Below are 23,131 nucleotides of genomic sequence, written 5' to 3' on the forward strand. Positions count from 1 at the left end.
AATCCGACTGCGACCGGTCGCAGCGGTGTGGACGGGTTGGGCGATCACCTGAGCGATCATTTCGAGGTTACTGGTCGTGAGCCGAGCAGTGCGGTTCCGACACGCACGCATGTCGATCCGTGGCGAACTGCCGCCTCCAGATCGCCGGTCATGCCGGCCGACAATTCGATTGCACCGGGGTGTGATTCGAGGAGCGCCCGATGCGCGCCGTGCAGGATCGAGAACTGCTCGTCGGGATCGGAACCCAGCGGCGGAACGGCCATCAGGCCGGAAAATTCCAACCCCTCGGCTCGCTCGATTCTGTCGGCAAGAGATGCCAATTCTTCGAGAGTGACACCGCCACGCGAGGGGTCACCGTCGAGACTGACTTGGATCAACACGCGCAACGGCGAGGTGCGATCACCGTCGTCGAGCGCGCCGAGCGCGCCACGATCGAGGGCATCGGCCAGCCGTGAGCTGTCGACGGAGTGAATTGCGTAGGCCCATTTGGCGACGGATCGCGCCTTGTTCCGCTGCAACTGGCCGATCATGTGCCAGCGAACGGGCTCGGCGGACTCAGTACGCGTCGCAGCGTCGAATTCCGCGACTTTCGTGATCGCTTCCTGCTCGCGGGACTCCCCGAACTCACGGCAACCCAAGTCGTAGAGAATCCGCGCATCAGATGCCGGAAAATACTTTGTCACCGGCAGGAGCTTCACGTCGGTGGCGGGCCGACCGGCAGCGACACACGCCGCCGCCAGTCTGGCCCGCACCGAGTCGAGTGCCGACGCGATGTCGGCTACTCGCGAAGAATCGGCGTCGTCGTTCATACCGAATGACCTAGTCGGTTTCCGCAGCTGCGGATTCGGCTGGTGCGGATTCGATCGGAGCTACGGCCGGGGCGATCGGATCCATCCAGATCACTGCGGCCTGACGTCCCGTGAGTGACTCGCGACGATGACTGAACAGTGCCTTGTCCTCGATGGTGCAACGCGGATCCTCGGCAACGCCGGTAACACCCGCATCGAGGAGTTGCTTGCGGATTCCGGCCCGGAGGTCGAGCCCGGGAGTGCCCTTTACAGTGCGAGTTGCACTGCCCGGCAAGTGCTTTTCCACATCAGCGCGCATCGCCGCGGGAACCTCGTACTGGCGGCCGCTGGCGGCAGGTCCGAGGAAGGCTCCGATACGCGAAACGTCGGCACCCTGGCGGACCATCTCGGCCAACACACGAGGCACGATTCCGATGCGGGCGCCGATCCGACCGGCATGAATCGCGGCGATCACTCCGGCTTGCTCGTCGGACAGCAGAACCGGAACACAGTCGGCACTGAGCGTCGCGAGCGCAAGGCCGGGAACGGTGGTGACCAAAGCATCGGTCACCGCAATGACCTCGTCCGTCGGCGCCGTCACGACGGTGACGTTGCGCGAATGGATTTGTTCCATCCAGACAAGATGATTCGGCTCGACGCCGATTTCCTGCGCGAGGCGACGACGATTGGACTCGACGGCGTCGGCGTTGTCGCCAACGTGGTCACCGAGGTTGAACGAGTCGTACGGCGCCTGTGAAACACCGCCTGCTCGACTCGTCACGACGCGGCGGACTCGAAAATTAGCGGTCGGCTTCTCGGTACTCAAGATTTTGTGCTCACAAACGTCGAATGTTCACTGCTACATGGGACATGATCCGGGTGCAGTTCTTGGATGAATAAAGGATCAGTCAAGAACAGGGTACCCAGAAAACTGGATACCCTGATCTCGAGACTGTGCGCGGCGCTGTCGTCAGCGACTGTCAGCGACGCATGAAGACGGGAACGTCGACGTCGTCGTCGCCGTCGTCTTCCGGTTGTGGTGCGTGACGCGGTCCGTCGAGCGGCGGCAGCGAGCCGCCGCCGATGGGCTCACGCGCGACCGGAACCTGCTGCTCCACAGGGGGTTCCGCCGCAACGGGTGAACGTCCGACCTCACCCGCCCGGCCGGCGCCGATGGATCCGCGGCCGGGTGCACTCGACTCGACCGGACGACGCGCAGGCGCACCGCCGTCGAAACCGGCAGCGATGACCGTCACACGAACTTCGTCGCCGAGTGAATCGTCGATGACCGTTCCGAAGATGATGTTGGCGTCGATATGTGCGGCTTCCTGCACGAGCGTTGCCGCTTCGTTGATCTCGAACAAGCCCAGATCGCTGCCGCCGGCGATCGACAGCAGAACGCCGCGGGCGCCTTCCATCGATGCTTCGAGAAGCGGCGAGTTGATAGCGGACTCAGCGGCTTTGATCGCTCGGCCTTCGCCGCGGGACGAGCCGATACCCATGAGCGCACTACCCGCACCGGACATAACGCCCTTCACGTCCGCGAAGTCCACGTTGATCAGTCCGGGCGTGGTGATCAGGTCGGTGATGCCCTGAACGCCGTTGAGGAGAACCTCGTCGGCGCTACGGAACGCATCCATCAGACTGACGGCCGCGTCGCCGAGCTGAAGCAGGCGATCGTTGGGGATGACAATGAGCGTGTCGCACGACTCGCGCAATGCCTGAATTCCCGTGTCGGCCTGGCCGCCACGTCGCTTGCCTTCGAAGGAGAACGGCCGCGTCACGACGCCGACCGTCAGTGCGCCCAGCTTCCGCGCGATGGCCGCGACGACAGGGGCGCCACCGGTTCCGGTTCCACCGCCTTCACCAGCGGTCACGAACACCATGTCGGCGCCCTTGATGACCTCTTCGATCTCGTCCTTGTGATCCTCGGCAGCCTTGCGGCCGACCTCAGGATCAGCACCGGCACCGAGACCGCGGGTCAGTTCGCGACCGACGTCGAGCTTGACGTCGGCGTCACTCATCAGGAGGGCTTGCGCGTCCGTGTTGACCGCGATGAACTCGACTCCCTTGAGTCCCTGTTCGATCATGCGGTTGACTGCGTTCACGCCGCCGCCGCCGATGCCGACGACCTTGATTACGGCGAGGTAGTTATGCGGGGGCGTCATCGGCTCTCGCCTTCCGTGTCGTATTACGCATTGTTTTGTCTATTGCTGGATGAAGCTGGGTAACGCTGGAATCTCAACACTCAACCTCAACCACAGGGTTAGAGTTATGTCAAGTACTCGATCTGAAAGCAAACGCTATGCACCGGCGTCACGATCCGCCATTAGGCGCGCCGAGACAGACGGAAGTATTTGACGTAAATACACTGTATTCGACGCAAGCTAACGCACTGTCGGAAGATCAGGGCTCGATACGTCGTAGGTCTGACCTGGCTGAGTCAGCAGCGGAAGCGTCACCACAGCCTTGCGATCAGACTTCTCGACGCCTCCCCAGTTGACCACTCGCCCGTCCACCAGAGTCAATGACACATCCGAAATCGACCGCGCAGCAACCTCTCCCACCTGGAAACGTAGTTCCGGCGGCAAGGCGGCCAGGACGTTCAGCGCAGCCAACGTCGACGGATCGTTCCACCCCGGTGCTGCCGTCACCAATCGCGGCACACCCGGCGGCGGAACACCCATCTCGAAATCAATGCCCGCTTCGTCCAGAAGATGCGCACCTTCCGGAGAATCGATGAACACCACCGGCACGCGTTCGGTCACCGTCACGCGAATGGTCGACGGATACATTCGCTGCACCCGCGCCGACGCCACTTTGGGAATGGCCGCAACCCGCGCCGCAGCCGAGCCGGTGTCCACCCGCATCAGCGGCTGGCCCGCGGGAATCGCCAGCAATTCCAGAATCTCCGACTCGCCAACCGTCGTCGCTCCCCGGACCTCGGTGCCGCGCACCGAAAGCACCGGAGACAACCATGCTGTCAGGAAAAGCCCGACGACGACCACTGTCGCAAACGGCAGCATGATCGCGGGTCGCTTGAACCACGGCGCCTTCGGTGTGGGCTCCGGCGCCGCTACCGGCACGGCTGCACGCGTCGAATAGCGGGATTCGGTTCGAGTGCTTCGCCGACGCGTGCTCGTGGCCCGCCGCGCCCCCGGATCTCGACGACCCCGGTGACTGCGTGCGTCAGGACTCATCGCGACTGCGTGCGCTGAGCCTGATGAGGAACCGTGCGCAGCGCATCGAGGATCTGCTTGCCCAACATCGTGACATCACCCGCACCCATCGTGATGACGATGTCGCCGGGGTGCGCGAGCCCGGCAACCTGACGCGGCGCCAACGACAGATCAGGCTGATAGTGAACGGGTTTGGTGACCGACTGGGCAACCAGAGCCCCACTGACACCGGGCATCGGTTCTTCGCGGGCGCCGTAGACGTCGAGCACGACCACCTCGTCGGCCAAGTCCAAGGCAGCCGCGAACTCCGTAGCGAAAGTAGCCGTCCGCGAATACAGGTGCGGCTGGAATACCACGATTACCCGACCGGCCGCGGAATTCGATACCGACGAATCATCCTGCGGGCGAACGAGATCTGCCGCAGCACTCAGCACGGCACGCACCTCGGTGGGATGGTGCGCGTAGTCGTCGAAGACTCGCACTCCGCGCTCACGACCGGTGAACTGGAAGCGTCGGTGCACTCCCCCGAATCCGGCTAGACCTTCGACGATTTCGTCGATTTCTGCGCCCGCATCTTTTGCAGCCAAGAGTGCAGCAAGCGCATTCAACGCCATATGGCGTCCCGGAACAGCCATGCGCACCGTCCGCGCAGCCGCTTCTCCGGCCAACTGGAATTGAAGTACACCGCCTACGTCGTGGGCACGGAAATCGAGTAGGCGCACGCCCACCTCGACTCCGTCGACAGGCTCGAACGCGTCAGGTGCATCGACATCCGCACTGCCGTAGCCGATAACCCGAATGTCCTTGCGGCCGGATGCAACTACGCGCTTCGCAAGATCCGCAGAACCTTCGTCGTCGAGACACGCGATCAGCAGACCGCCGGGGGCCAGTTTGTCGACAAAATCATCGAATACCTGAACGTACTTCTCGACACTTCCGAAGTAATCCAGGTGATCGGCTTCGATATTGGTCACGACTATCGCGTCGGGGTCGTACTGCAGGAGCGACCCGTCGCTCTCGTCCGCCTCGGCCACGAAGACGTCTCCACTGCCGTGGTGCGCGTTGGTTCCGGCTTCGTTGAGTTCGCCGCCCACTGCAAACGACGGATCGAAACCGCAGTGCTGCAGCGCAACCACCAACATCGACGTCGTCGACGTCTTACCGTGCGTACCCGAAACCAGGAACGTGCGGTTTCCCTCCATCAACGACGCAAGAACCGCCGGCCGGAGAATCACCGGAATCCCACGACGTGCCGCCTCGACGAGTTCAGGATTGTCCTTGGGAATCGCTGCATGCGTAGTGACAACTACGGTGGGCCCACCGGGCAACAAGTCGAGTGCATCGGCGTCGTGACCGATACGGACTTGCGCTCCGCGCGCCCGCAACGCCAACACGCCACGGCTTTCCTTCGCGTCCGACCCTGATACAAGTCCACCGCGGGACAACAGAATTCGTGCGATACCGGACATGCCGGCACCGCCTATTCCCACCATGTGTACTCGCTCGAGGTGGGCGGGCAGCGCGGTCATCGGTTTCCCCTAATGTTGTTGCTTACAGCTGTGTTGTGGCGTTCTGCTGTTTCCAGAACGATTCGCGCAATTTCGGTGGCGGCAGTTCGGTGCCCCAAGCCGCTGGCGCCGTCGCTCATCTCCTGCAGACGCGGCGCGTCGACGAGCAATGGCACGACGGTGGCGGCTACAAACGCGGGCGTCAGGTCAGCGTCCCTGACGATGACCGCGCCGCCCGCGGCGACCACAGGTTTTGCATTGAGTTCCTGCTCTCCGTTTCCGTGTGGCAACGGGACGTACACAGCCGGTAGTCCAACTGCCGACACCTCGGCAACCGTCATTGCACCCGAACGGCAAATCGTGGCGTCGGCGGCCGCATACGCAAGGTCCATCCGAGACAGGTACGGAACAGCAACATACGGCGCCGACGCCGAATGCTGCGTAACGACAAGCGAGTTCTTGGGGCCGTGCGCATGCAGCACCGAGATTCCGGCATCAGCCAGAGCCTGAGCCGCTCCACTGACCGCGTCGTTCAGTGATGCGGCGCCCTGTGAACCTCCGAAGACCAGCAGAACCGGCCCGTCTTGCGGAAGCCCGAAGTACTCCCGAGCCTGCGAACGCAAACCCACCCGGTCGAAATTCGCGATGGACGCCCGAACCGGAATCCCCACGATGTCAGCATCGTCGGCACCGCGATTCTTCACACCTGATCCCGGCACGGCAGCCAGAACTCGCGTTGCAAGTCGTGCGCCGATCTTGTTCGCGATACCGGCACTGGCATTGGCTTCGTGAATGACAATCGGGATGCTGCGACGGCGTCGAAGCACCCCACCGCGGGCAGCGAGATACGCGGGCAATGCCACATATCCACCGAAACCCACGATGACGTCCGCATCGACGGCGTCGAGGACCTCGCGCGTCTTACGGACCGAAGCCCGAATACGCATCGGGAGTTTCACCAGATCCATCCTCGGCTTACGGGGCAACGGGACTGGTGGGATCAGTTCGAGGGTGTATCCGCGGGCCGGTACCAACGTCGTTTCCAGCCCTCGGGCCGTGCCCAGCGCTGTAATGACGGTGTCGGGGGCCAGAGCTTTCACTGCGTCCGCCACTGCCAGAGCTGGCTCGATATGACCGGCTGTTCCTCCCCGGCCACTACTACCGACAGGGCCGAATTTTTGCCGCTCACCTACGAATTCCTCGCTCTCGAATATCTTGTGGGTCCTGAGTGTTCCGAGTCGGCGCCTGCCGACGTTGTCTATTCTGCCCTGCCTGCCGCACCTGCTCGTTGCGACGCTGCGGGGCAACACGACGAACCGCGCCGGAAGCCCGATACGGAACCGGCATCGGCAACCGCAGGAGCCTGGAAATCTTACCGTCCTGACCCGACTGCAGGGCAGCGACAGCTTCGGGTTCGTGGCGCGCGGCATTCGCGATGATGCCGAACATGAACAACGTGATCGCGAGCGACGAACCGCCGGCGGAGACCAGTGGCAACTGAAGGCCGGTCACGGGGAGCAACCCGATCACGTATCCGATATTGATCATCGCTTGGCCGACGATCCACGTGGTTGCCGTGGCGGAGAGCAGTCGCCAGAACGGGTCGATACTTCGGGCCGCGATACGCAAGCCCGTGTAGACAAACCCCGCGAAGAGTCCGAGCACGACTAGGCAACCGACATAACCCAGTTCCTCGCCGATAATCGCGAAGATGAAGTCGTTGTGCGCGTTGGGCAGATAATTCCATTTCGCGGCGCTCTGACCCAACCCCACACCGAAGATTCTGCCGTCAGCGAGCGAATACAGAGCTTGCTTCGCCTGGTAATTGCCGCCTTGAAGGTCATCACTGGGATTGAAGAACGACTTGACCCGGTCCGACCGGTATCCAGCCGTCAATGCAAGTGTTCCGGCGAGCACGACGCCGGTGACGGCAATAGTTCCGAACAATTTCAGCGGAAGACCGCCGAACCACAAGAGCGCACCGAGGATGATTCCCAAAGCGATTGTCGTGCTCAGGTTCGGTTGTGCGACAACCAAAGCGAACACCAACAACGCTGCCGGCACCAGCGGGATCAGGATCGTACGAACCGAATTGTCGTCGGGTCTCCGCGACGCAAGCAAGTGCGCACCCCAAATTGCGAGCACAACTTTCATGAGCTCCGACGGTTGAAGCGAGAATCCGCCCACCGTGAACCATCGACGCGCGCCCTGAGCGGCTGTGCCGATACCCGGAATGAGCACCAGCACAAGCATGATCAGCACGATGACAAAAACCGGAAAGGAGAATCGTCGAAGCGTGCGCGCCGGAATCCTCAAGGCGACATAAAAAAGTACCGAACCCAGCACCGCGAAAATCAACTGCTGAATGAACAACGAATAGGCTGAACCACCGCTTGTGTATTGCTCGACGCCCGAGGCGGACAGCACCATCACCAGGCCCAAGACCGTCAACATCACGGCAATCGTGACCACCAGATGGAACGACGCCAACGGCCGCGCCAACCAGGCACCGATTCGGGTCTTGGGACCCTGAGTCATTGTGCGTTTCCGGCTTCGCCCACCGAACCAGGTGGCTGATCGGACAGCGCCGCTACTGCCGCCGCAAAACTGTTGCCGCGATGGCCGTAACTGGCGAACATGTCCAACGACGCAGCTGCCGGCGCAAGGACTACCGCGCTGCCAGGCTGTACCGATACCAAGGCCAACGCCGCGGCTTCACCGACCACGGCCGCCATCACCGCATCCGCGTCGGATCCCGAGGGCAACGTCACGAACTTGGTCGACGAGCTGTGAATTTTGTTCACCTGTGCATCGTCCTCCGTTCCCACGCGGACGACGGGGACCTCGGGCGCGTGTCGCGACAACGCCTGCTCGATCTCACCGGCATCGCTTCCCAGCAGCACTGCGCCGGCGAGCCTGCTGCCGACCTCGGCCACCAACTCGTCGACGCTGGCACCCTTGAGGAGTCCACCGGCAATCCACACCACACGTTCGTGCGCCAAGATCGACGGCCGGGCGGCATGCGGATTAGTGGCTTTGGAATCGTCGACGAAGACCACCGAACCGACCGTGCCGACAACTGCGCCACGATGCGGTCCCACCTGATGAGCTGCCAATCCGGCCCGAACAGCGCCGGCATCGATCCCGACAGCTCGGGCGAGAGCGGCAGCGGCAAGTGCGTCCATGATTCCGGCCGGACCGGGCGGATCGATATCCGCAGCCTCCGCCAGTTGCACGCCAGTCCCGAATGCGTTGTCGACGAGAAACCCGTCGACAACACCCAATTCTCCGTCTGCCGGAATGCCCAATCGGAAGCCGACGACTACGTCGGCAGAAGCAGCGTGGCCCAATTGCGCGGCAATAGCGTCGTCAAGTCCGACGACCGCGACCTTGCCACTGAGCGCCCGTGCCTTCGCCTCGGCATACGCGGCCATACCGCCGTGCCAATCCAGGTGGTCTTCAGCGACATTGAGAACTACGCCGGCATCAGGGCGCACCGAAGGCGCCCAGTGCAATTGGAACGACGACAGCTCGACGGCCAGATAGTCGACGCGAGGCGACGTGTCTTTCAACGCTTCCAACACCGGCAGACCGATATTGCCGCACGCGCGACCTTCTAGATCCGCAGCGTCCAGAATCGAAGCGAGCATCGAGGTTGTTGTCGTCTTGCCGTTGGTCCCCGTGACGACGAGCCACTTTCGCGGCGGCCCGTACAGACCGCAGTGATCGACCCGCCACGAAAACTCGACGTCACCCCAGATCGGAATACCGTGACCGGCAGCTGCCGCGAGAATCGGTGCGTCCGGCCGGAACCCCGGACTCGTCACGACGAGCGCGTACTGCTTGATCGAATTCTGATCTGCCTCGATCGAGCTGGTGGTGACCGTATCGGCACCGAGTTCGGCGCAACGATCCGCAAAATCCAGCGTGGAATCGGCGACCGTCACCACGGCACCAAGGGCTACCAGTGGTTCGATGGTCGCCTGGCCGGAGACTCTGCCACCGGCGACCAATACTCTTTGTCCGCGAAGCCAACTCAGATCGTTCCCCGAGTTGGTCGAGTTCACAGAGTTGGTCACGGTCAGCCTCCGATGGCTGCGAGGAACTCGCTGTAGAAGAGCGCCAGTCCGATAGCCGACGCGATTGCGGCCAGCAACCAGAATCTGATGATGACCGTGGTTTCCGCCCACCCGGCAAGCTCGAAGTGATGATGGAACGGAGCCATTCGGAATACCCGTCGGCGGCTGGACTTGAACACCGCTACCTGGATCACCACCGACGCGGCCTCAGCGACGAACAGTGCGCCGATGACAACCATCAACAATTCGGTGTTCGTGGTGATCGACAGTCCGGCAAGCATGCCGCCGAGTGCCAACGAACCGGTGTCCCCCATGAAGATCTTGGCCGGAGCCGCGTTCCACCACAGGAACCCGATGCACGCACCCGCGCCGGCAGCACAGATCAACGCAAGGTCGAGCGGGTCACGAACGTCGTAGCAGCCCTTGACCGGACTGGTCTCGCACGAATTGCGGAACTGCCAGAAGGTGATGATGACGTACGCGCCGAGAACGAAACTCATTGCTCCCGCAGCCAGTCCGTCCAAACCGTCGGTGAGGTTGACGGCGTTGGACCAGGCACTGACCAGCAGGTAGCAGAACGCGATGAACACGACGGAACCGAGAGACACCGTCGCAATGTCACGAACGTAGGACAGATGAACACTGCCCGGAGTCAAGCCGTCGGCACCGCGGAACTGCAACGCGAGGATGCCGAAGATCACTGCGGCGACAAACTGTCCGACGAGCTTGGCCGTCTTGTTCAGTCCGAGGTTGCGTTGCTTGCGAATCTTGATGAAATCGTCGAGGAACCCGACACCACCGAGCGCGGTGGTCAGGCCGAGAACAAGTAGCCCCGACGCCGACGGTCCGCTCGCCCCGTCGATACCCATTCCGATGAGGTGAGTGCCGAAGTATCCCGCCCAAATTCCGGCGAGGATCGCGACACCACCCATCGTCGGTGTTCCGCGCTTCGCCTGATGACTGGCCGGACCTTCGGTCCGGATCTCCTGACCGAATCCCTGTTTGGCGAACGCCTTGATCAGAATCGGGGTGAGCATGATCGAGACCGCGAGCGATATGCCGGCGGCCAGCAGAATTTGAATCACTCGGACACCTGCTTCTGTGCCAGAACCGCCTCGGCGACCGTCCAGAGACCGATCGACTGAGATGCCTTGACCAACACCAGGTCACCGGGCGCCAGTTCAGATTCGAGGATCGCCACGGCAGCCGCAGCGTCGGGGACCACTACGGACTCGTCACCCCAGGAACCCTCCATCACAGCACCCTGATTCATCGCGCGAGCCGTACGCCCGGTCCCGACCACGATCAGCTTGCTGACATCGAGACGCACAGCGAGCCTGCCGATCGCATCGTGTTCGATGACGGATTCGGGTCCGAGTTCCGCCATTTCGCCGAGCACTGCCCAGCTTCGACGGCCGAAGTGTCGATCCGAGCGTGCCATCGACACCAGTGCCTTGAGCGCAGCGCGCATCGACTCCGGGTTGGCGTTGTAGCTGTCGTTGATGACGGTGACGCCGTCACTGCGTTCGGTGACCTCCATGCGCCGAGCCGAAGCTGCCTTGGTGTCTTCGAGGATGCGAGCGATATCCGCGACCGAGACGCCGTTTTCCAGGGCTACCGCCGCAGCAGCGAGTGCATTCCCGACCTGATGTTCACCGTGGACGGCCAGCCGAATTCGCGCCGAACCCTTGTCCGAATTCAGTGTGAACGTTGCCCGGGCTTGATCGTCGACCGTCACGTCTGTTGCCCGGACGTGGGCACCTTCGGATTGTCCGACCAGCACCACACGCGCATCAGTACGGGACGCCATTGCCGCGACCATACGATCATCGGCATTGAGAATGGCGACACCACCCTCAGCAGCCGACGGAAGAGCTTCTACCAGTTCGCCTTTCGTGGTCGCGATGGCTTCTCGGGAGCCGAACTCACCGAGGTGCGCAGTGCCCACGTTCAGGACGACACCGATCTTGGGCGGCGCGATCTGTGCCAATTCCGCGATGTGGCCGATACCGCGGGCCGACATCTCCAGCACCAGAAAGTCTGTCTGCTCGTCGGCACGCAGGGCGGTCCACGGGTGGCCCAGTTCGTTGTTGAACGAACCCGGCGGTGCAACAACCTCACCGGACCCGCGCAATACTGCGGCAACAAGATCCTTGGTGGATGTTTTCCCGGCGGAACCGGTGATTCCGACGACGGTCAGCCCGCTGTCGGCCGACAACGTGTCGACGACTGCTCGGGCCAGCAGGCCCAGCGCACGCAGCACCGCTGCACCACTGCCGTCCTCGTCATGTTCGAGAGCCATCACCGAACTCGGGCCGGTCGACGAGTGTGGTGCCACCACGATTGCCGGCACTCCCACGGGCCGAGCCGCCAACACAGCCACTGCACCGGCAGCGACTGCCGCACCCGCATGCTCGTGACCGTCGACGCGGGCTCCTGGCAGCGCCAGGAAGAGTCCACCCGGACCTATTCTGCGAGAATCGAATTCGACGGTCCCCGTCACGGTCGCCGACGGATCGTCGACGTCGTGCAGGGTTCCTCCGACGATCTCGGCAATCCGAGAGAGCGTCATCGGGATCATTTCTTGCCTCCATGTGCTGTGTTGACGACGATCCGGTCGATCATCTCGCCCAGCACCTCGCGGTCATCGAAAGGATGCTTGACCCCGTCGATTTCCTGACCTGTTTCGTGACCTTTGCCGGCCACCAGTACTACGTCGCCGGGCTGTGCCCAACGAACAGCTTGTTCGATCGCCGCGGCGCGATCCCCCACCTCGAGCACCACCCCGCGCTCGGATTCCGGAACCGCCAGCGCGCCCGCCATCACTGCAGCGCGAATCGTGGCGGGCACTTCAGTCCTCGGATTGTCATCTGTGACGATCAGCAGATCACTGCCGCGCGCGCTCGCTTCACCCATCAGTGCTCGCTTGCCGGCATCTCGGTCGCCACCGGCACCGACAACGACCCCGACTCGACCGGAAACCTGATTTCGCAGCGTCGCAATGACTGCTTCGAGCGCAGCGGGCTTGTGTGCATAGTCGACGACGGCGAGGAATCCTTGGCCACGATCGATGCGCTGGACGCGGCCGGGAACATCGACTGCTCCCACTGCCGCTACGGCTGCAGGCAGATCGATATCGGCGGCAACGCAGATAGTCAGAGCGAGGGCAGCATTCGCAACGTTGTATCGCCCGGGAAGCCGCAACGACACCGGCGACGACTGCCCATCCGGTCCGATCACATCGAAAGTCTGCGAACCGTCGTCGGCAACCTCGACCGATCCGACATTCCAATCGGCGTCGGACTCGGAAGTCGACACGGTGGTCAGAGAATCAGCGGCGACGAGTTCCGCCATCCGGCGACCCCAGACGTCGTCGACGCAGATGACGGAACGGTCGGCCCGAACAGTCGACTCCGGATCGAACAGGCGAGCCTTCGCCGCGAAGTACTCTTCGAAATCTCGGTGAAAATCCAGGTGGTCCTGTGAAAGATTGGTGAACGCGCCGATATCGAAACGGATACCGTCGACTCGCCCGAGCGAAAGAGCGTGACTCGACACTTCCATCACGACGGTATCGATACCTTGCTCCGCCATCACTGCGAACAACGCATGCAACTGCGGCGCTTCCGGTGTCGTGAGGGCGCTCGGCACATGGCGCCCGTCGATCCGGGTCTCGATAGTGCCCACCAAGCCCGGTTTACGTCCGGCGCCGGCCAGTGCAGCTTCGAGCAAATACGACGTCGTGGTCTTGCCTGAGGTCCCGGTGATGCCGATGACCTGCATCTTCTCCGACGGTCGGCCGTAAATTTCGGCCGAGATCTCGCCGAGCACGTCACGAGGCTTCGGATGTACCAAAATCCTCACCGGTCGGTCAGTCTTCGGGACGGATCTGCGAAGCAAACCCAGGCCGGCTTCGTCCGTCAAGATCGCGGCAGCTCCGCGGGCAAGTGCATCGCCGGCGAACTCGGCGCCGTGCGAGCGAGCACCCGGCAACGCCGCAAACAGATCTCCCGGAACTATTGCCTGCGCCCGCAGATCAACACCGGAGACGACGTCCACTGCCGTCGCGGCGCCCATCCATTCGACATGAAGCCAGTCGAGGCGGGCCCCGGACAACGCCGCCAGAACCGCGATCTCCGTGTCGATCGGATGAGCTGGTCGGGCACTCTGCGCAGCACCAGGCAGTGATGATGCGGAAGAATCCGACGACGACGGAGAACTGTTCGGCACTGTCACTCGGCTCCTGGCAATTGTCGTTGGTCGAAAGGCAGTCACAGGATCCTGAAACAAGAAAACTGCGACGTCTGAGATTACCGTGCGCGGGAACCGACGAAGACCGCGTCGATCATGATTCCCACGCCATCAGTCTGCCTGCAGCACCAACTTACGACCCGGATCCGGAGACATCGGAACGCTGTCACGCTGCAGCATCCACGAGGCAATGTTGTGGAACAACGGCGCCGCGGACTGTCCGCCTCCGCCGTCGACACCCCGAACAGGAGCGTCGAGCATGATTCCGATCACGAAACGCGGATTGTCTGCCGGAGCAATGCCGGCAAAGGTGATCCAGTAGTTGGAGTTGGAGTAGCACTTACACGCCGGATCAATCTGCTGGGCGGTGCCGGTCTTGCCGCTGACCTGGTAACCCTCGACGCCGGCGGCCACACCCGTGCCGCGCTGATTTCCGGTGTCGTCCTGAGTCACCGAGCGGAACATGTCACGTACCGTTGCCGCTGTTTCCGGACTGACCACCTCGATACCCTCGGGTTGCGGCAGCTCGGTTCGCACCCCCGTCGAGTCCACCGTGGATTTTACGATGCGCGGCGGAATCCGCACTCCGTCGTTGGCGATTGCCTGATAAATACCAGTCATCTGCAGCAACGTCATCGACAAACCCTGGCCGATAGGGAGGTTGGCGAAGGTACCACCGGACCACTGGTCGCGATCGGGCAAAAGGCCGGCACTCTCGTCGGGAAGCCCGACCTCGGTGCGCTGGCCCAGACCGAACTTGTCGAGCATGTCGGCAAAGCGATCCTCGCCGACGCGTTGCGCCAGCATCAAAGTTCCGACGTTGGAAGACTTTCCGAACACACCGGTGGACGTATAGGGAGCAACACCGTGATCCCACGCGTCCTTGACTGTGGCACCGGACATTGTAATGCTGCCCGGAACCTGCAGAACCTCGTCCGGTGTGGTCAGTCCGTTCTCGATGGCCGCGGCCGCCGTGATGATCTTGTTCACAGAGCCGGGTTCGAAGGGACTTGTGACCGACAGATTGCCCGTCTCGACCGACCGCAGATTGTTTTCGAGACCGATCCCGGGGTTGAACGTGTTGTCGTTGGCCATCGCCAGAACTTGGCTGGTCGCAGAGTCGAGAACCACGACCGACACGTTCTTCGCGCCGGACTTGTCCTTCGCGATCTGTGCCTGCTGCTGCACGAAGAACTGCAAATCGGAATCGATCGTGAGCTCAACCCCCGAGCCGTTGACGGCGGGCTGCTTGTCCCGCCAACTGCCTGGAATCACTGCGCCGTCGCTGCCGCGGTCGTACGTCTGGGAACCGTCGATACCGGCCAGCGTCGAATCCATCGAGGACTCGAGCCCCAGAAGTCCGTGCCCGTCCCACCCCGTTGCACCGACCATGTTGGCTGCCAAGGACCCACCCGGGTACTCACGTATGTCCTGGCGTTCGACGCCTACCTCACGAAAGCTGGACGAAATCTCCGCTGCCACAGCAGGATCGACGCTTCGCGCCAGATAGACAAAAGTCTCGTCGCTGTTCATCTTCGCGAGGACTTCTTTTTCCGGAGCGGCATCGCCCAACTTCGCGTGAACTCCGGCGGCGATCTCGGCAATGCGATCCGCTACCTCGGGTGCCTGCTTGTCGACTTCGACGCCCGCTTCGATGCTCTTGGCCCGAGCGTCTTCCAACTCTGCACGTACCGCTTTCGGTTGGAACGTAAGAGCTTTCGCTTCCATGGTAAATGCGAGGGGGTTGCCGTTGCGGTCGGTGATCGATCCCCGCACCGCCGGATCCACCTGGGTTGTAGCCCTCTGGTTTGCCGCCTCGGCAGCCAGACTCGGCGCGTCGACGCCCTGAATCCACAAGAGCTGCAACGCCGCAACCGCAAGCGCGCCACACATCGTGATGCGCCCGACTCGCTGGCGAAACGGGAAGGCGGAAGTCTTGGACGCGCGTGCACGCTTCCGGTTCACCGGCGCGGCAGGACGCCTACCCGAATCTCGCCGAGGGCCGTCGTACTCGGAGTTGCGATTCACCGACGATCCTCGGTCGGTGTCGGCACCGCCGCCGATGTCGGCAGCGCCGGCGCAGAGGTCACCGCAACCAATTGCTCACCGTGAGCGAGGTTTTGCGGGTTGTTGGGCACGCCGGGTGTCGCGGCGGGTGGGACTGGCACCGTTGTTTTCGGCACAGTTGTTCTCGGAACCGTTGTCGGAGCTCCGGACGTCCTCGGAACCACAGGTGCCGGGACGGGAGCGTCGAGGGGCGGCATCGGCGCCGCGCTTGCCGGCGCCGGTGTACCGACAACTTCGACGGTTCCGTCCGGATGCACAACGAGCCGAGCCGGATCCTTTGCCGGGACCATTCCGAGAGCATTTGCCGCGTTGGCAAGCTCCGGCGCCGAATTACGCGATTGGTAGTCCCGCTCGAGAGCCGCCTTCTGCTCCACCAAAGACTGATTGAATGCGCGGGCATCGCTCAGCTGATAGGAGTCTTCGGCGGACCTGGTTGTCAGGAGCAGCGTCACTGCGAGGCCGATCGAGAACAATCCGATGATGGAGGCAACAAACGGAATTCGTGCTTTGAACTCTCCCGTGCGAGAGGTCGAAAACCCGGATTCGCTACCCGTCGACGTACGTCCGACCGTACGGGCCATTCGCTTGTCGTAGGCACGCTGCGCTGCACCGGAACGGCGCTTCTGCGAAGAATCGTCCCCACTGATTCCCTGCGTCGTCATGCCCGCCTCCTGGCAATACGCTCGGCTGCTCGCAATCGAACCGGTGCCGATCGCGGGTTCTCTTCGATTTCCTGCTCCGACGCTCGCTCAGCACCGCGGGTGAGGATTTTGAACTCGGGCCCCATCCCGGGAAGCTCGACCGGAAGCCCCTCGGGGCTGGTCGACTTGGAGCGTGGAACCAACTCCGCCTTGACAACTCGATCCTCGAGCGACTGATACGACATGAAGACCACGCGGCCGCCGACAGCCAGAGCTTCCAGACCAGCGGGCACTGCCGCGCGCAAAGAATCCAACTCGGCGTTGACCTCGATCCGCAGAGCTTGGAACGTGCGCTTGGCGGGATGCCCACCGGTACGACGGGTGGCTGCGGGAATTGCCCGATACAACAACTCGACCAGAGCCGCACTGGTTGTGAACGGTTCCTTCTCGCGCTGCCGAAGTACCTCGGAGGCAATCTTGCCTGCGAAACGTTCTTCGCCGTACGTACTCAGGATTCGAGCGAGATCACCATGACTGTAAGTGTTGAGAACCTCGGCCGCGGTGAGCCCGACTGTTTGGTCCATCCGCATGTCCAACGGCGCATCGATGGAGTAGGCGAACCCTCGATCGGCCTCGTCCAACTGCATGGAAGACACGCCGAGGTCGAAGAGGATCGCGTGTACCGACTCGGTGGTGGGAAGGCCCGCCTCTTCGAGTGCGTCTTCGATTCCGTCATAGGTGGTGTGCACGAACGTGGTTCGATCCGCAAAGGGCGCAAGTCGCTCGGAGGCGATCCGCAGCGCGTTGGTATCGCGATCGAGACCGATCAGGTGGAGTCCGGGGTACTTACCGAGAAAGAACTCGGAGTGTCCACCGAGACCGAGTGTCGCGTCGATCATGACCGCGCCGGCGCCGCCGTCACCGACAGCGGTGATGGCGGGACCGAGAAGGTCGTCAGCGCGATGCAACAGAACAGGAACGTGCGCGAAGCCGTCGGCGTCCGAGGGTTCGTTCACCTCGCGATCAACCATGTTTGCTCCGGCTCCTACTTTCATGATTCCGATGAAGAATGACTATTCGAACCAGCGAATGCTTCGAGGTCCCTGCCCGAAGTAGAACCTGGCGCTGGGGAAGTGCGTCAGGGTCTTTCCGGGCAGAGGCCTCGCGGCATTCGCCGTGAACTATCCGCCGCTAGACGATCTCACTGAGAGATTCGCCGTTTGCCTGCGAATAGTCCTCTTCGTTGTCTCCGAGATACCTCTCCCAGGCTGCAAGATCCCAGATTTCGAGGTAGTCGACAGAGCCGGTCACTACACATTCCTTGGAAAGGTTTGCGTAACGCCGATGATCAGCCGAGAGGGTGATTCGCCCCTGGGCATCGGCGTGCTGTTCATCTGTCCCAGCTGCGAGAGCGCGAACATACGCCCGTGCTGCTGGATCATTGCGTGGAGCTGCCGCTGCTTTGCGGGCAAGCTTGACGAACTCGTCCCGAGGATAGACAGCAAGGCTGTGATCCTGACTTTTGGTGATCATCAACCCTCCTGACAACTCTTCACGGAACTTTGCCGGCAAGGTGAGCCGACCTTTGTCATCGAGCTTCGGCGTGAAGGTACCGAGAAACACTCGACACCTCCCGATTGGGCGAATTGTGGTCCCAAAGCTCTCCGCCCGCACCCACAGTACCCCACTTTCCCCCACGCACAAGGAGCAAACGGGCATCCAAGAGTCCGATTTGCTGAGTAATAGCAGTTCAAAGCAGGTGGGGGAAGCTGGGGAATATTGCGAGAAGTGGTACGAGCCACACGTCCGCAGATCACAACAGCCGAGCCTTGTAAACCCTCAAATTGGACAAAAGCCCAGCTCAGAATACGGAATTACCTACCAATGCCACCCGGGCTCGAACATGCTTCCATTTCCTTCCTTACCAGGGGAGGAAAGTGGAGGAGGACCAACGTCCTGTAAATGCAAGGACGGTCGGCAACCAAAGGTTGCCGACCGTCCTGAAACGTTCGAACATGTCGCCTGCCAGAGTCATCAACTACTCAGATCACGCGACCGCTGAAGGACTCCCCCGCTGACCCAGCGAGCAGGGCAATCGACGGACATATCTGCTTGCGAGCTACTCCTGCTCGAACCTACGACGGAATCGATCTTCCATGCGAGAAGAGAATCCACCGCCTGACCTTCGTCCGCGTGAGTGCCCTCGACCGCCGCTCGGCCCACCAGCACCCGGAGGTCCGGACTGAGTATCGCTGCCGTGAGTAGCACCATTGGCAGTTTGCGTTCCTGTTGTACGTCGACCGCCACCCCACAGGAGCAGGATGCCGGCACCGAACATGAACAGGAACCCGACCAAACTGATTATCGGAAAACCGCCCGGTTTGAACGGGAGTGCGACTCCCGCAATCAACAGGACCAGACCCAGCACTAATAGAGCTGCCGCCTGGAAACGCCGCCGACTAGACGGCGCCCGCATACGGCCACCCCGCACATTGGAGGCGAACTTGGGGTCTTCGGCATAGAGAGCGCTCTCGATCTGATCGAGCATGCGCTGCTCGTGCTCGGAGAGTGGCACGGTACCTCCCCCGGCACTGGAAGTTTGGCAACCACCTCACGGTGTGAGGCGGCGGGTAATCAACGTGAACGACTACCTGTTTTTATAATACGAGTAGTTTAGGTCCCGGACCACCAACTCCACGTACAAGTTCCGCCACAAGCGTACGTATTCGTGTCGACGACCGGTAAATCGGCTCCGATCCGGCCCTGCAACCTGCAATTTCTGCAAATTCGGACTTCTCAGGCGCAGTAAATCTCAGGACGCTCTCAGATCGATTCGAAGCGCCTGCCCGATGTATTCCTCGACTGCAGTCAAAAATCGGCCGACTTCGACAACAAATGCATCCGCATCGGCATCACTGATCTCGACACGAAGTCCCGTCTCGACCGCCGCCCTCGCATCCGACCATCCCGCAAAATATCGCGACCAGGCACCGAATGTAGGTGCCGCAGAATCCAGGAGCGCCCAGGCGTTGCCGCTTCGCTTGCGTCGCGACCCTGTCCCGACCACACCGACGGCCAACACCGCACCGGCACCTCGCAGCGCCGCCAGGTAGCCGCATCGGAAACGGTCCGCAGCGTCGCCGGCGCCGGCGGATTCGGCCAGCAATGCGTCGGCCTTCCCCACTAGATTCCATGCGAATCCGCCACTGGGCCGATCTCCGGAACCCTTCACTTCGGAGGAACCCACCGAGTGTTCGGGCAGTTTTGCGGTTCCCGAAGTTGCCGGAAGTCTGGACACCGCTGACACCGACGGACTCGACAATTCCGCGGGCAAGATTCGTTCAGACTTTGCTCGTTCGGACTTCACTCGTTCAGACATCCGGGCACCTCCCGTGACGTAGGGATTCACTCCAAGAAAAACAGAATCCGACGATGTGGTGATGCCCGCTTCCCTTCGGGCATCCCCACATCACCGCGAACCTCGCGAGCGGACCGAAACCGACGATTGCCCGCCAGTTCCAGATCACTCACATCGAACATTCGTTCGACCTATTCAATATAACTGCACCCACCGACAAGTCGTCAAGAGAAGAGGTGAGACCGGTCGACCCGCAGATCGCCTGGACACCACACACGGTTGAACTGAACCGCGAGGAATTCGCGAAACGACTGCACGAGGCGTTGACCGTGTACGTCACCGCAATGGACTATCCGCGCGGCACCGAGTTCCATCGAGCACCCATGTGGACAGAGCACTCAACCCGCCCCGGATGGAAAGCAGTAGGCGCGCTCGCCGGACCCGAGTCCGGTTCACCCGCAGTAGAGTCGCTGGTCGGAATTGCCTACGGCTATCACGGGAGCTCAGATCAGTGGTGGCACCAGCAGGTCCTGCACGGACTGCACCGTTCCGGACGTCCACAGTCGGAGATCTCAGCCATTCTCGACGACTACTTCGAACTGACCGAGTTGCATGTTCATCCCAACGGCCAAGGCCATCGACTGGGCGAATCTCTGATCCGGCATCTCCTCCATGATCGGTCCGAGCGCTCGGTTCTGCTCTCCACTCCCGAAGTGTTCGACGAGGACAATCGGGCGTGGCGCCTGTACCGCCGGCTCGGATTTCAGGACGTGCTCCGACGCTTCCGCTTCTCCGGAGACAGTCGGCCGTTTGCCGTCCTCGGTAGAGGATTGCCCCTGTGACGCACATTCTCGATGCGGCCGTCATCGGTTCCGGCCACAACGCGTTGGTCTCGGCCGCGTACCTCGCCCGTGAAGGCTGGTCGGTTCGCGTGTTCGAAAAGGACACTGTCCCCGGCGGCGCGGTATCGACCGTCGAGCGATTCCCCGGACACAAAGTGGATCGCGGTTCGTCGGCCCACATCATGATTCGACACACCGGAATCATCGAAGAACTCGGGCTCGCAGCACACGGACTCCGGTACATCGACTGTGATCCCTGGGCCTTCGCGCCGCCTCCGCCTGGTTCGGACCGTCCCGGAATCGTCTTCCACCGCGACCTCGACAAAACCTGCAGATCTATCGAGCAAGCATGTGGCACAAGAGATGCCGACGCCTACCGCAAGTTCGTTTCCGTCTGGTCGGAGCGCAGCAGCCGAGTCATGCGCGCATTCTCCGCCCCGCCGACGGGCCCGAATCTGCTGTCGTCATTCTGGGGTCTCGACACCGGTAGCGGCGGCAGCGACATCTCGCGCCAATTCCTTGCCACCGGCGACTCCCTCCTCGACGAGTACTTCGACAGCGAACCCCTCAAAGCTGCACTCGCATGGTTCGGAGCCCAGTCGGGCCCACCGATGTCTGAGCCTGGTACCGCTCCCATGGTGGGGTTCGCAGCACTCATGCACACGCTCCCCCCGGGCCGAGCAGTCGGCGGAAGCGGCGCACTCAGCGCAGCGCTCATGTCGCGGATGCAGGCCGACGGTGCCACGGTCAGCCTCGGCGACGCCGTCACCGCGGTCACCCGTCGCGGCGATCTCTGGACTGTCACCACGGCGAGCGGGCTGGAAGTTCAAGCCCGCACCGTCATCGCCGGCTGCCACATCCTGACAACGCTCCAGCTTCTCGGCAACGGCGGCTTCGACGCAACCACCCTGGAGCGGTGGCGACGAAGGATTCGAGTCGGCCCGGGAATCGGCATGGTCCTGCGGTTGGCGACGTCCGAACTACCGCAGTATCCGTCGGCCTCGATCGACGAGAGCACGTCGGGACTACAACTTCTGGTCTCCGATCGCGCCCACCTGCGAACCGCTCAAGGCGCTGCGGCGGGCGGCGAACTGCCACCGCGCCCCGCGGTCCTCGGTATGAGTTTCAGCGGGATCGATCCCAGCATCGCTCCCCCGGGCGAGCACCAGGTGACATTGTGGTCGCAGTGGCAGCCGTACCGACTGAGCGGAAATCGAGACTGGGCATCGCTGGCAGAATCCGAGGCTGATCGCATCATCGGAGAGATGGAGGCGTCGGCCCCCGGCTTCAGCGCCAGCATCCTTGCGCGACACATTCAAACTCCGCGAGATCTCGAGTCCGAGATGGGCTTGATCGGCGGCAACGTCATGCACGTCGAGATGTCACTCGACCAGATGATGCTCTGGCGTCCACTCCCGGAACTGTCAGCTCATCGGGTACCGGGGGCAGACGGCCTATACCTCACCGGCGCGTCGACGCACCCCGGCGGCGGAGTATCCGGAGCGAGCGGTCGCAGCGCTGCTCGCATTGCACTCTCCGAACGACGCGGACACTCGCTGCGCCGCCGAATCCTTCGAAAGAAGTGACACCGCAAAGGGTTCCGCTGATTCTGGCGCTCGCCGCTGTCGGAGCGCAGATCGTGTACCCGCTGGTCGACGGGCCTACCCGCGATCTCGTCACGATCGCCGTCGTCGGATTGCTCGCCGCTGCATCGATCAGTCATGCGTTGATCAACCGCGGTGCGGCGTGGACGATTGCGTTGATCGCGGTCACCGCCGGAATCGGGTTTGCGTCGGAAATAGTCGGAACAGCAACCGGAATTCCGTACGGCTGTTACAGCTACAGCGTCGATCGACTAGGACCGGCATTGTCCGGTGTCCCCTTGATCATTCCTTTTGCCTGGACCGCCGGCTTCTATCCGATCTGGTGCGTCGCAACCCGCCTGGTTCGGAACTTTTCGACGGTGCCTCGCCGGATCAGTCGCATAACACTGACAGTTCTGGGATTGCTCGGATGGGACCTGTACCTCGATCCGCAGATGGTGGCCGATCGCCAGTGGGCGTGGTGCGCCGAAAATGCCGGATTGCCCGGTATCTCGCACATTCCGTTGACCAACTACGCCGGTTGGATCGTGGTCGGCGTGGTGATGGCGACAATCATGGAGCTGATCTCGACGCGGTACGAGAAGGACTCCCGCTCCGAGGCCGTCCCCATCGGGCTGTTTCTGTGGACCTGGCTCGGTTCGGCCCTCGCGCACTCCGTCTTCCTCAGCGCCGCGGAGTTGCGTTACTCGGCGATGTACGGATTCGCCATGATGGGGATTCTCGGATCCTGGCTGCTACTCACCTTCATCCGGGATCGAACTTCACTGGCCGACACACCCCCTCGTCGCTGACTACGGATGACGCGACTGGCACG

The 23,131-nt window shown here is 62.2% G+C and carries 19 protein-coding genes and 1 pseudogene; 3 read left to right on the forward strand and 17 right to left on the reverse strand.

Going from position 1 to position 23,131, the window contains the following annotated elements:
- Nucleotides 1-56: 56 nt before the first annotated feature.
- The 17 genes and pseudogenes from BDB13_RS21965 to BDB13_RS22045 form a co-directional block, all read right to left on the reverse strand.
- Entirely contained in the window at nucleotides 57-809 is a 753-nt protein-coding gene (locus BDB13_RS21965; protein ID WP_094273690.1) for a YggS family pyridoxal phosphate-dependent enzyme, read from the reverse strand.
- A gap of 10 nt (nucleotides 810-819) precedes the next feature.
- Nucleotides 820-1,617, reverse strand: a complete 798-nt coding sequence (pgeF, locus tag BDB13_RS21970) for a peptidoglycan editing factor PgeF (protein WP_094273691.1) — start codon at nucleotides 1,615-1,617, stop codon at nucleotides 820-822.
- Nucleotides 1,618-1,768: 151 nt separating this feature from the next.
- Entirely contained in the window at nucleotides 1,769-2,956 is a 1,188-nt protein-coding gene (gene ftsZ, locus BDB13_RS21975) for a cell division protein FtsZ (protein WP_094273692.1), read from the reverse strand.
- Nucleotides 2,957-3,175: 219 nt separating this feature from the next.
- Nucleotides 3,176-3,814, reverse strand: coding sequence for a cell division protein FtsQ/DivIB (locus BDB13_RS21980; protein ID WP_441347244.1), 639 nt, complete (start codon nucleotides 3,812-3,814; stop codon nucleotides 3,176-3,178).
- 170 nt (nucleotides 3,815-3,984) lie between these two features.
- Nucleotides 3,985-5,496, reverse strand: a complete 1,512-nt coding sequence (gene murC / locus BDB13_RS21985) for a UDP-N-acetylmuramate--L-alanine ligase (RefSeq protein WP_094273694.1) — start codon at nucleotides 5,494-5,496, stop codon at nucleotides 3,985-3,987.
- Nucleotides 5,493-6,664, reverse strand: a pseudogene (gene murG / locus BDB13_RS21990) (undecaprenyldiphospho-muramoylpentapeptide beta-N-acetylglucosaminyltransferase). The gene murC and the pseudogene murG overlap by 4 nt, the downstream one beginning before the upstream one ends.
- Nucleotides 6,661-8,013 carry a putative lipid II flippase FtsW gene (gene ftsW / locus BDB13_RS21995; protein WP_094273695.1) on the reverse strand — a complete coding sequence of 451 codons (1,353 nt, stop codon included), beginning with the start codon at nucleotides 8,011-8,013 and terminating at the stop codon, nucleotides 6,661-6,663. The pseudogene murG and the gene ftsW overlap by 4 nt, the downstream one beginning before the upstream one ends.
- Nucleotides 8,010-9,554, reverse strand: a complete 1,545-nt coding sequence (gene murD, locus BDB13_RS22000; protein WP_176459650.1) for a UDP-N-acetylmuramoyl-L-alanine--D-glutamate ligase — start codon at nucleotides 9,552-9,554, stop codon at nucleotides 8,010-8,012. Before murD ends, ftsW begins: the two co-directional genes overlap by 4 nt.
- A gap of 2 nt (nucleotides 9,555-9,556) precedes the next feature.
- The gene (mraY, locus tag BDB13_RS22005; protein WP_094273696.1) at nucleotides 9,557-10,639 is read right to left on the reverse strand and encodes a phospho-N-acetylmuramoyl-pentapeptide-transferase; all 1,083 of its coding nucleotides are present in this window, start codon (nucleotides 10,637-10,639) and stop codon (nucleotides 9,557-9,559) included.
- Nucleotides 10,636-12,135 carry a UDP-N-acetylmuramoyl-tripeptide--D-alanyl-D-alanine ligase gene (locus tag BDB13_RS22010; protein ID WP_094273697.1) on the reverse strand — a complete coding sequence of 500 codons (1,500 nt, stop codon included), beginning with the start codon at nucleotides 12,133-12,135 and terminating at the stop codon, nucleotides 10,636-10,638. Before BDB13_RS22010 ends, mraY begins: the two co-directional genes overlap by 4 nt.
- Entirely contained in the window at nucleotides 12,132-13,784 is a 1,653-nt protein-coding gene (locus BDB13_RS22015) for a UDP-N-acetylmuramoyl-L-alanyl-D-glutamate--2,6-diaminopimelate ligase (RefSeq protein ID WP_176459738.1), read from the reverse strand. The genes BDB13_RS22010 and BDB13_RS22015 overlap by 4 nt, the downstream gene beginning before the upstream one ends.
- Before the next feature lie 132 nt (nucleotides 13,785-13,916).
- Nucleotides 13,917-15,770, reverse strand: coding sequence for a peptidoglycan D,D-transpeptidase FtsI family protein (locus BDB13_RS22020; protein ID WP_254923051.1), 1,854 nt, complete (start codon nucleotides 15,768-15,770; stop codon nucleotides 13,917-13,919).
- A 59-nt stretch (nucleotides 15,771-15,829) separates the two neighbouring features.
- Nucleotides 15,830-16,534 carry a hypothetical protein gene (locus BDB13_RS22025; RefSeq protein ID WP_094273698.1) on the reverse strand — a complete coding sequence of 235 codons (705 nt, stop codon included), beginning with the start codon at nucleotides 16,532-16,534 and terminating at the stop codon, nucleotides 15,830-15,832.
- Nucleotides 16,531-17,544, reverse strand: coding sequence for a 16S rRNA (cytosine(1402)-N(4))-methyltransferase RsmH (rsmH, locus tag BDB13_RS22030; RefSeq protein WP_094275102.1), 1,014 nt, complete (start codon nucleotides 17,542-17,544; stop codon nucleotides 16,531-16,533). The genes BDB13_RS22025 and rsmH overlap by 4 nt, the downstream gene beginning before the upstream one ends.
- A 160-nt stretch (nucleotides 17,545-17,704) precedes the next feature.
- Nucleotides 17,705-18,136 (reverse strand): division/cell wall cluster transcriptional repressor MraZ, encoded by a 432-nt coding sequence (gene mraZ / locus BDB13_RS22035; RefSeq protein WP_094273699.1) that lies wholly within the window; start codon nucleotides 18,134-18,136, stop codon nucleotides 17,705-17,707.
- Between the two features lie 496 nt (nucleotides 18,137-18,632).
- Complete coding sequence (locus BDB13_RS22040) at nucleotides 18,633-19,088, reverse strand: DUF3040 domain-containing protein (RefSeq protein ID WP_094273700.1); 456 nt, start codon at nucleotides 19,086-19,088, stop codon at nucleotides 18,633-18,635.
- Nucleotides 19,089-19,325: 237 nt separating this feature from the next.
- Entirely contained in the window at nucleotides 19,326-19,892 is a 567-nt protein-coding gene (locus BDB13_RS22045; RefSeq protein WP_254922916.1) for an SAV_6107 family HEPN domain-containing protein, read from the reverse strand.
- Nucleotides 19,893-20,107: 215 nt separating this feature from the next.
- Between BDB13_RS22045 and BDB13_RS22050 the strand changes: the two genes are divergently transcribed.
- From BDB13_RS22050 to BDB13_RS22060, 3 genes are read left to right on the forward strand one after another with little or no spacing between them, the layout of a single operon-like run.
- Complete coding sequence (locus BDB13_RS22050; protein WP_094273701.1) at nucleotides 20,108-20,713, forward strand: GNAT family N-acetyltransferase; 606 nt, start codon at nucleotides 20,108-20,110, stop codon at nucleotides 20,711-20,713.
- Nucleotides 20,714-20,718: 5 nt separating this feature from the next.
- Nucleotides 20,719-22,299, forward strand: a complete 1,581-nt coding sequence (locus BDB13_RS22055; RefSeq protein WP_094275103.1) for a phytoene desaturase family protein — start codon at nucleotides 20,719-20,721, stop codon at nucleotides 22,297-22,299.
- On the forward strand, nucleotides 22,296-23,108 hold the full coding sequence (locus tag BDB13_RS22060) for a carotenoid biosynthesis protein (protein ID WP_094273702.1): 813 nt from the start codon (nucleotides 22,296-22,298) through the stop codon (nucleotides 23,106-23,108). Before BDB13_RS22055 ends, BDB13_RS22060 begins: the two co-directional genes overlap by 4 nt.
- The last annotated feature ends 23 nt before the right edge of the window (nucleotides 23,109-23,131 follow it).

Source organism: Rhodococcus sp. OK302, assembly GCF_002245895.1.
Lineage (GTDB): Bacteria > Actinomycetota > Actinomycetes > Mycobacteriales > Mycobacteriaceae > Rhodococcus_F.

Bases quoted from the DNA above. Each gene is read 5' to 3' on its own strand.
- BDB13_RS21965 (WP_094273690.1), bottom strand. From the start codon at position 809: ATGAACGACGACGCCGATTCTTCGCGAGTAGCCGACATCGCGTCGGCA.
- ftsZ (WP_094273692.1), bottom strand. From the start codon at position 2,956: ATGACGCCCCCGCATAACTACCTCGCCGTAATCAAGGTCGTCGGCATC.
- BDB13_RS21980 (WP_441347244.1), bottom strand. From the start codon at position 3,814: ATGCTGCCGTTTGCGACAGTGGTCGTCGTCGGGCTTTTCCTGACAGCA.
- murC (WP_094273694.1), bottom strand. From the start codon at position 5,496: ATGACCGCGCTGCCCGCCCACCTCGAGCGAGTACACATGGTGGGAATA.
- ftsW (WP_094273695.1), bottom strand. From the start codon at position 8,013: ATGACTCAGGGTCCCAAGACCCGAATCGGTGCCTGGTTGGCGCGGCCG.
- BDB13_RS22010 (WP_094273697.1), bottom strand. From the start codon at position 12,135: ATGATCCCGATGACGCTCTCTCGGATTGCCGAGATCGTCGGAGGAACC.
- BDB13_RS22025 (WP_094273698.1), bottom strand. From the start codon at position 16,534: ATGACGACGCAGGGAATCAGTGGGGACGATTCTTCGCAGAAGCGCCGT.
- rsmH (WP_094275102.1), bottom strand. From the start codon at position 17,544: ATGGTTGATCGCGAGGTGAACGAACCCTCGGACGCCGACGGCTTCGCG.
- BDB13_RS22045 (WP_254922916.1), bottom strand. From the start codon at position 19,892: ATGTCTGAACGAGTGAAGTCCGAACGAGCAAAGTCTGAACGAATCTTG.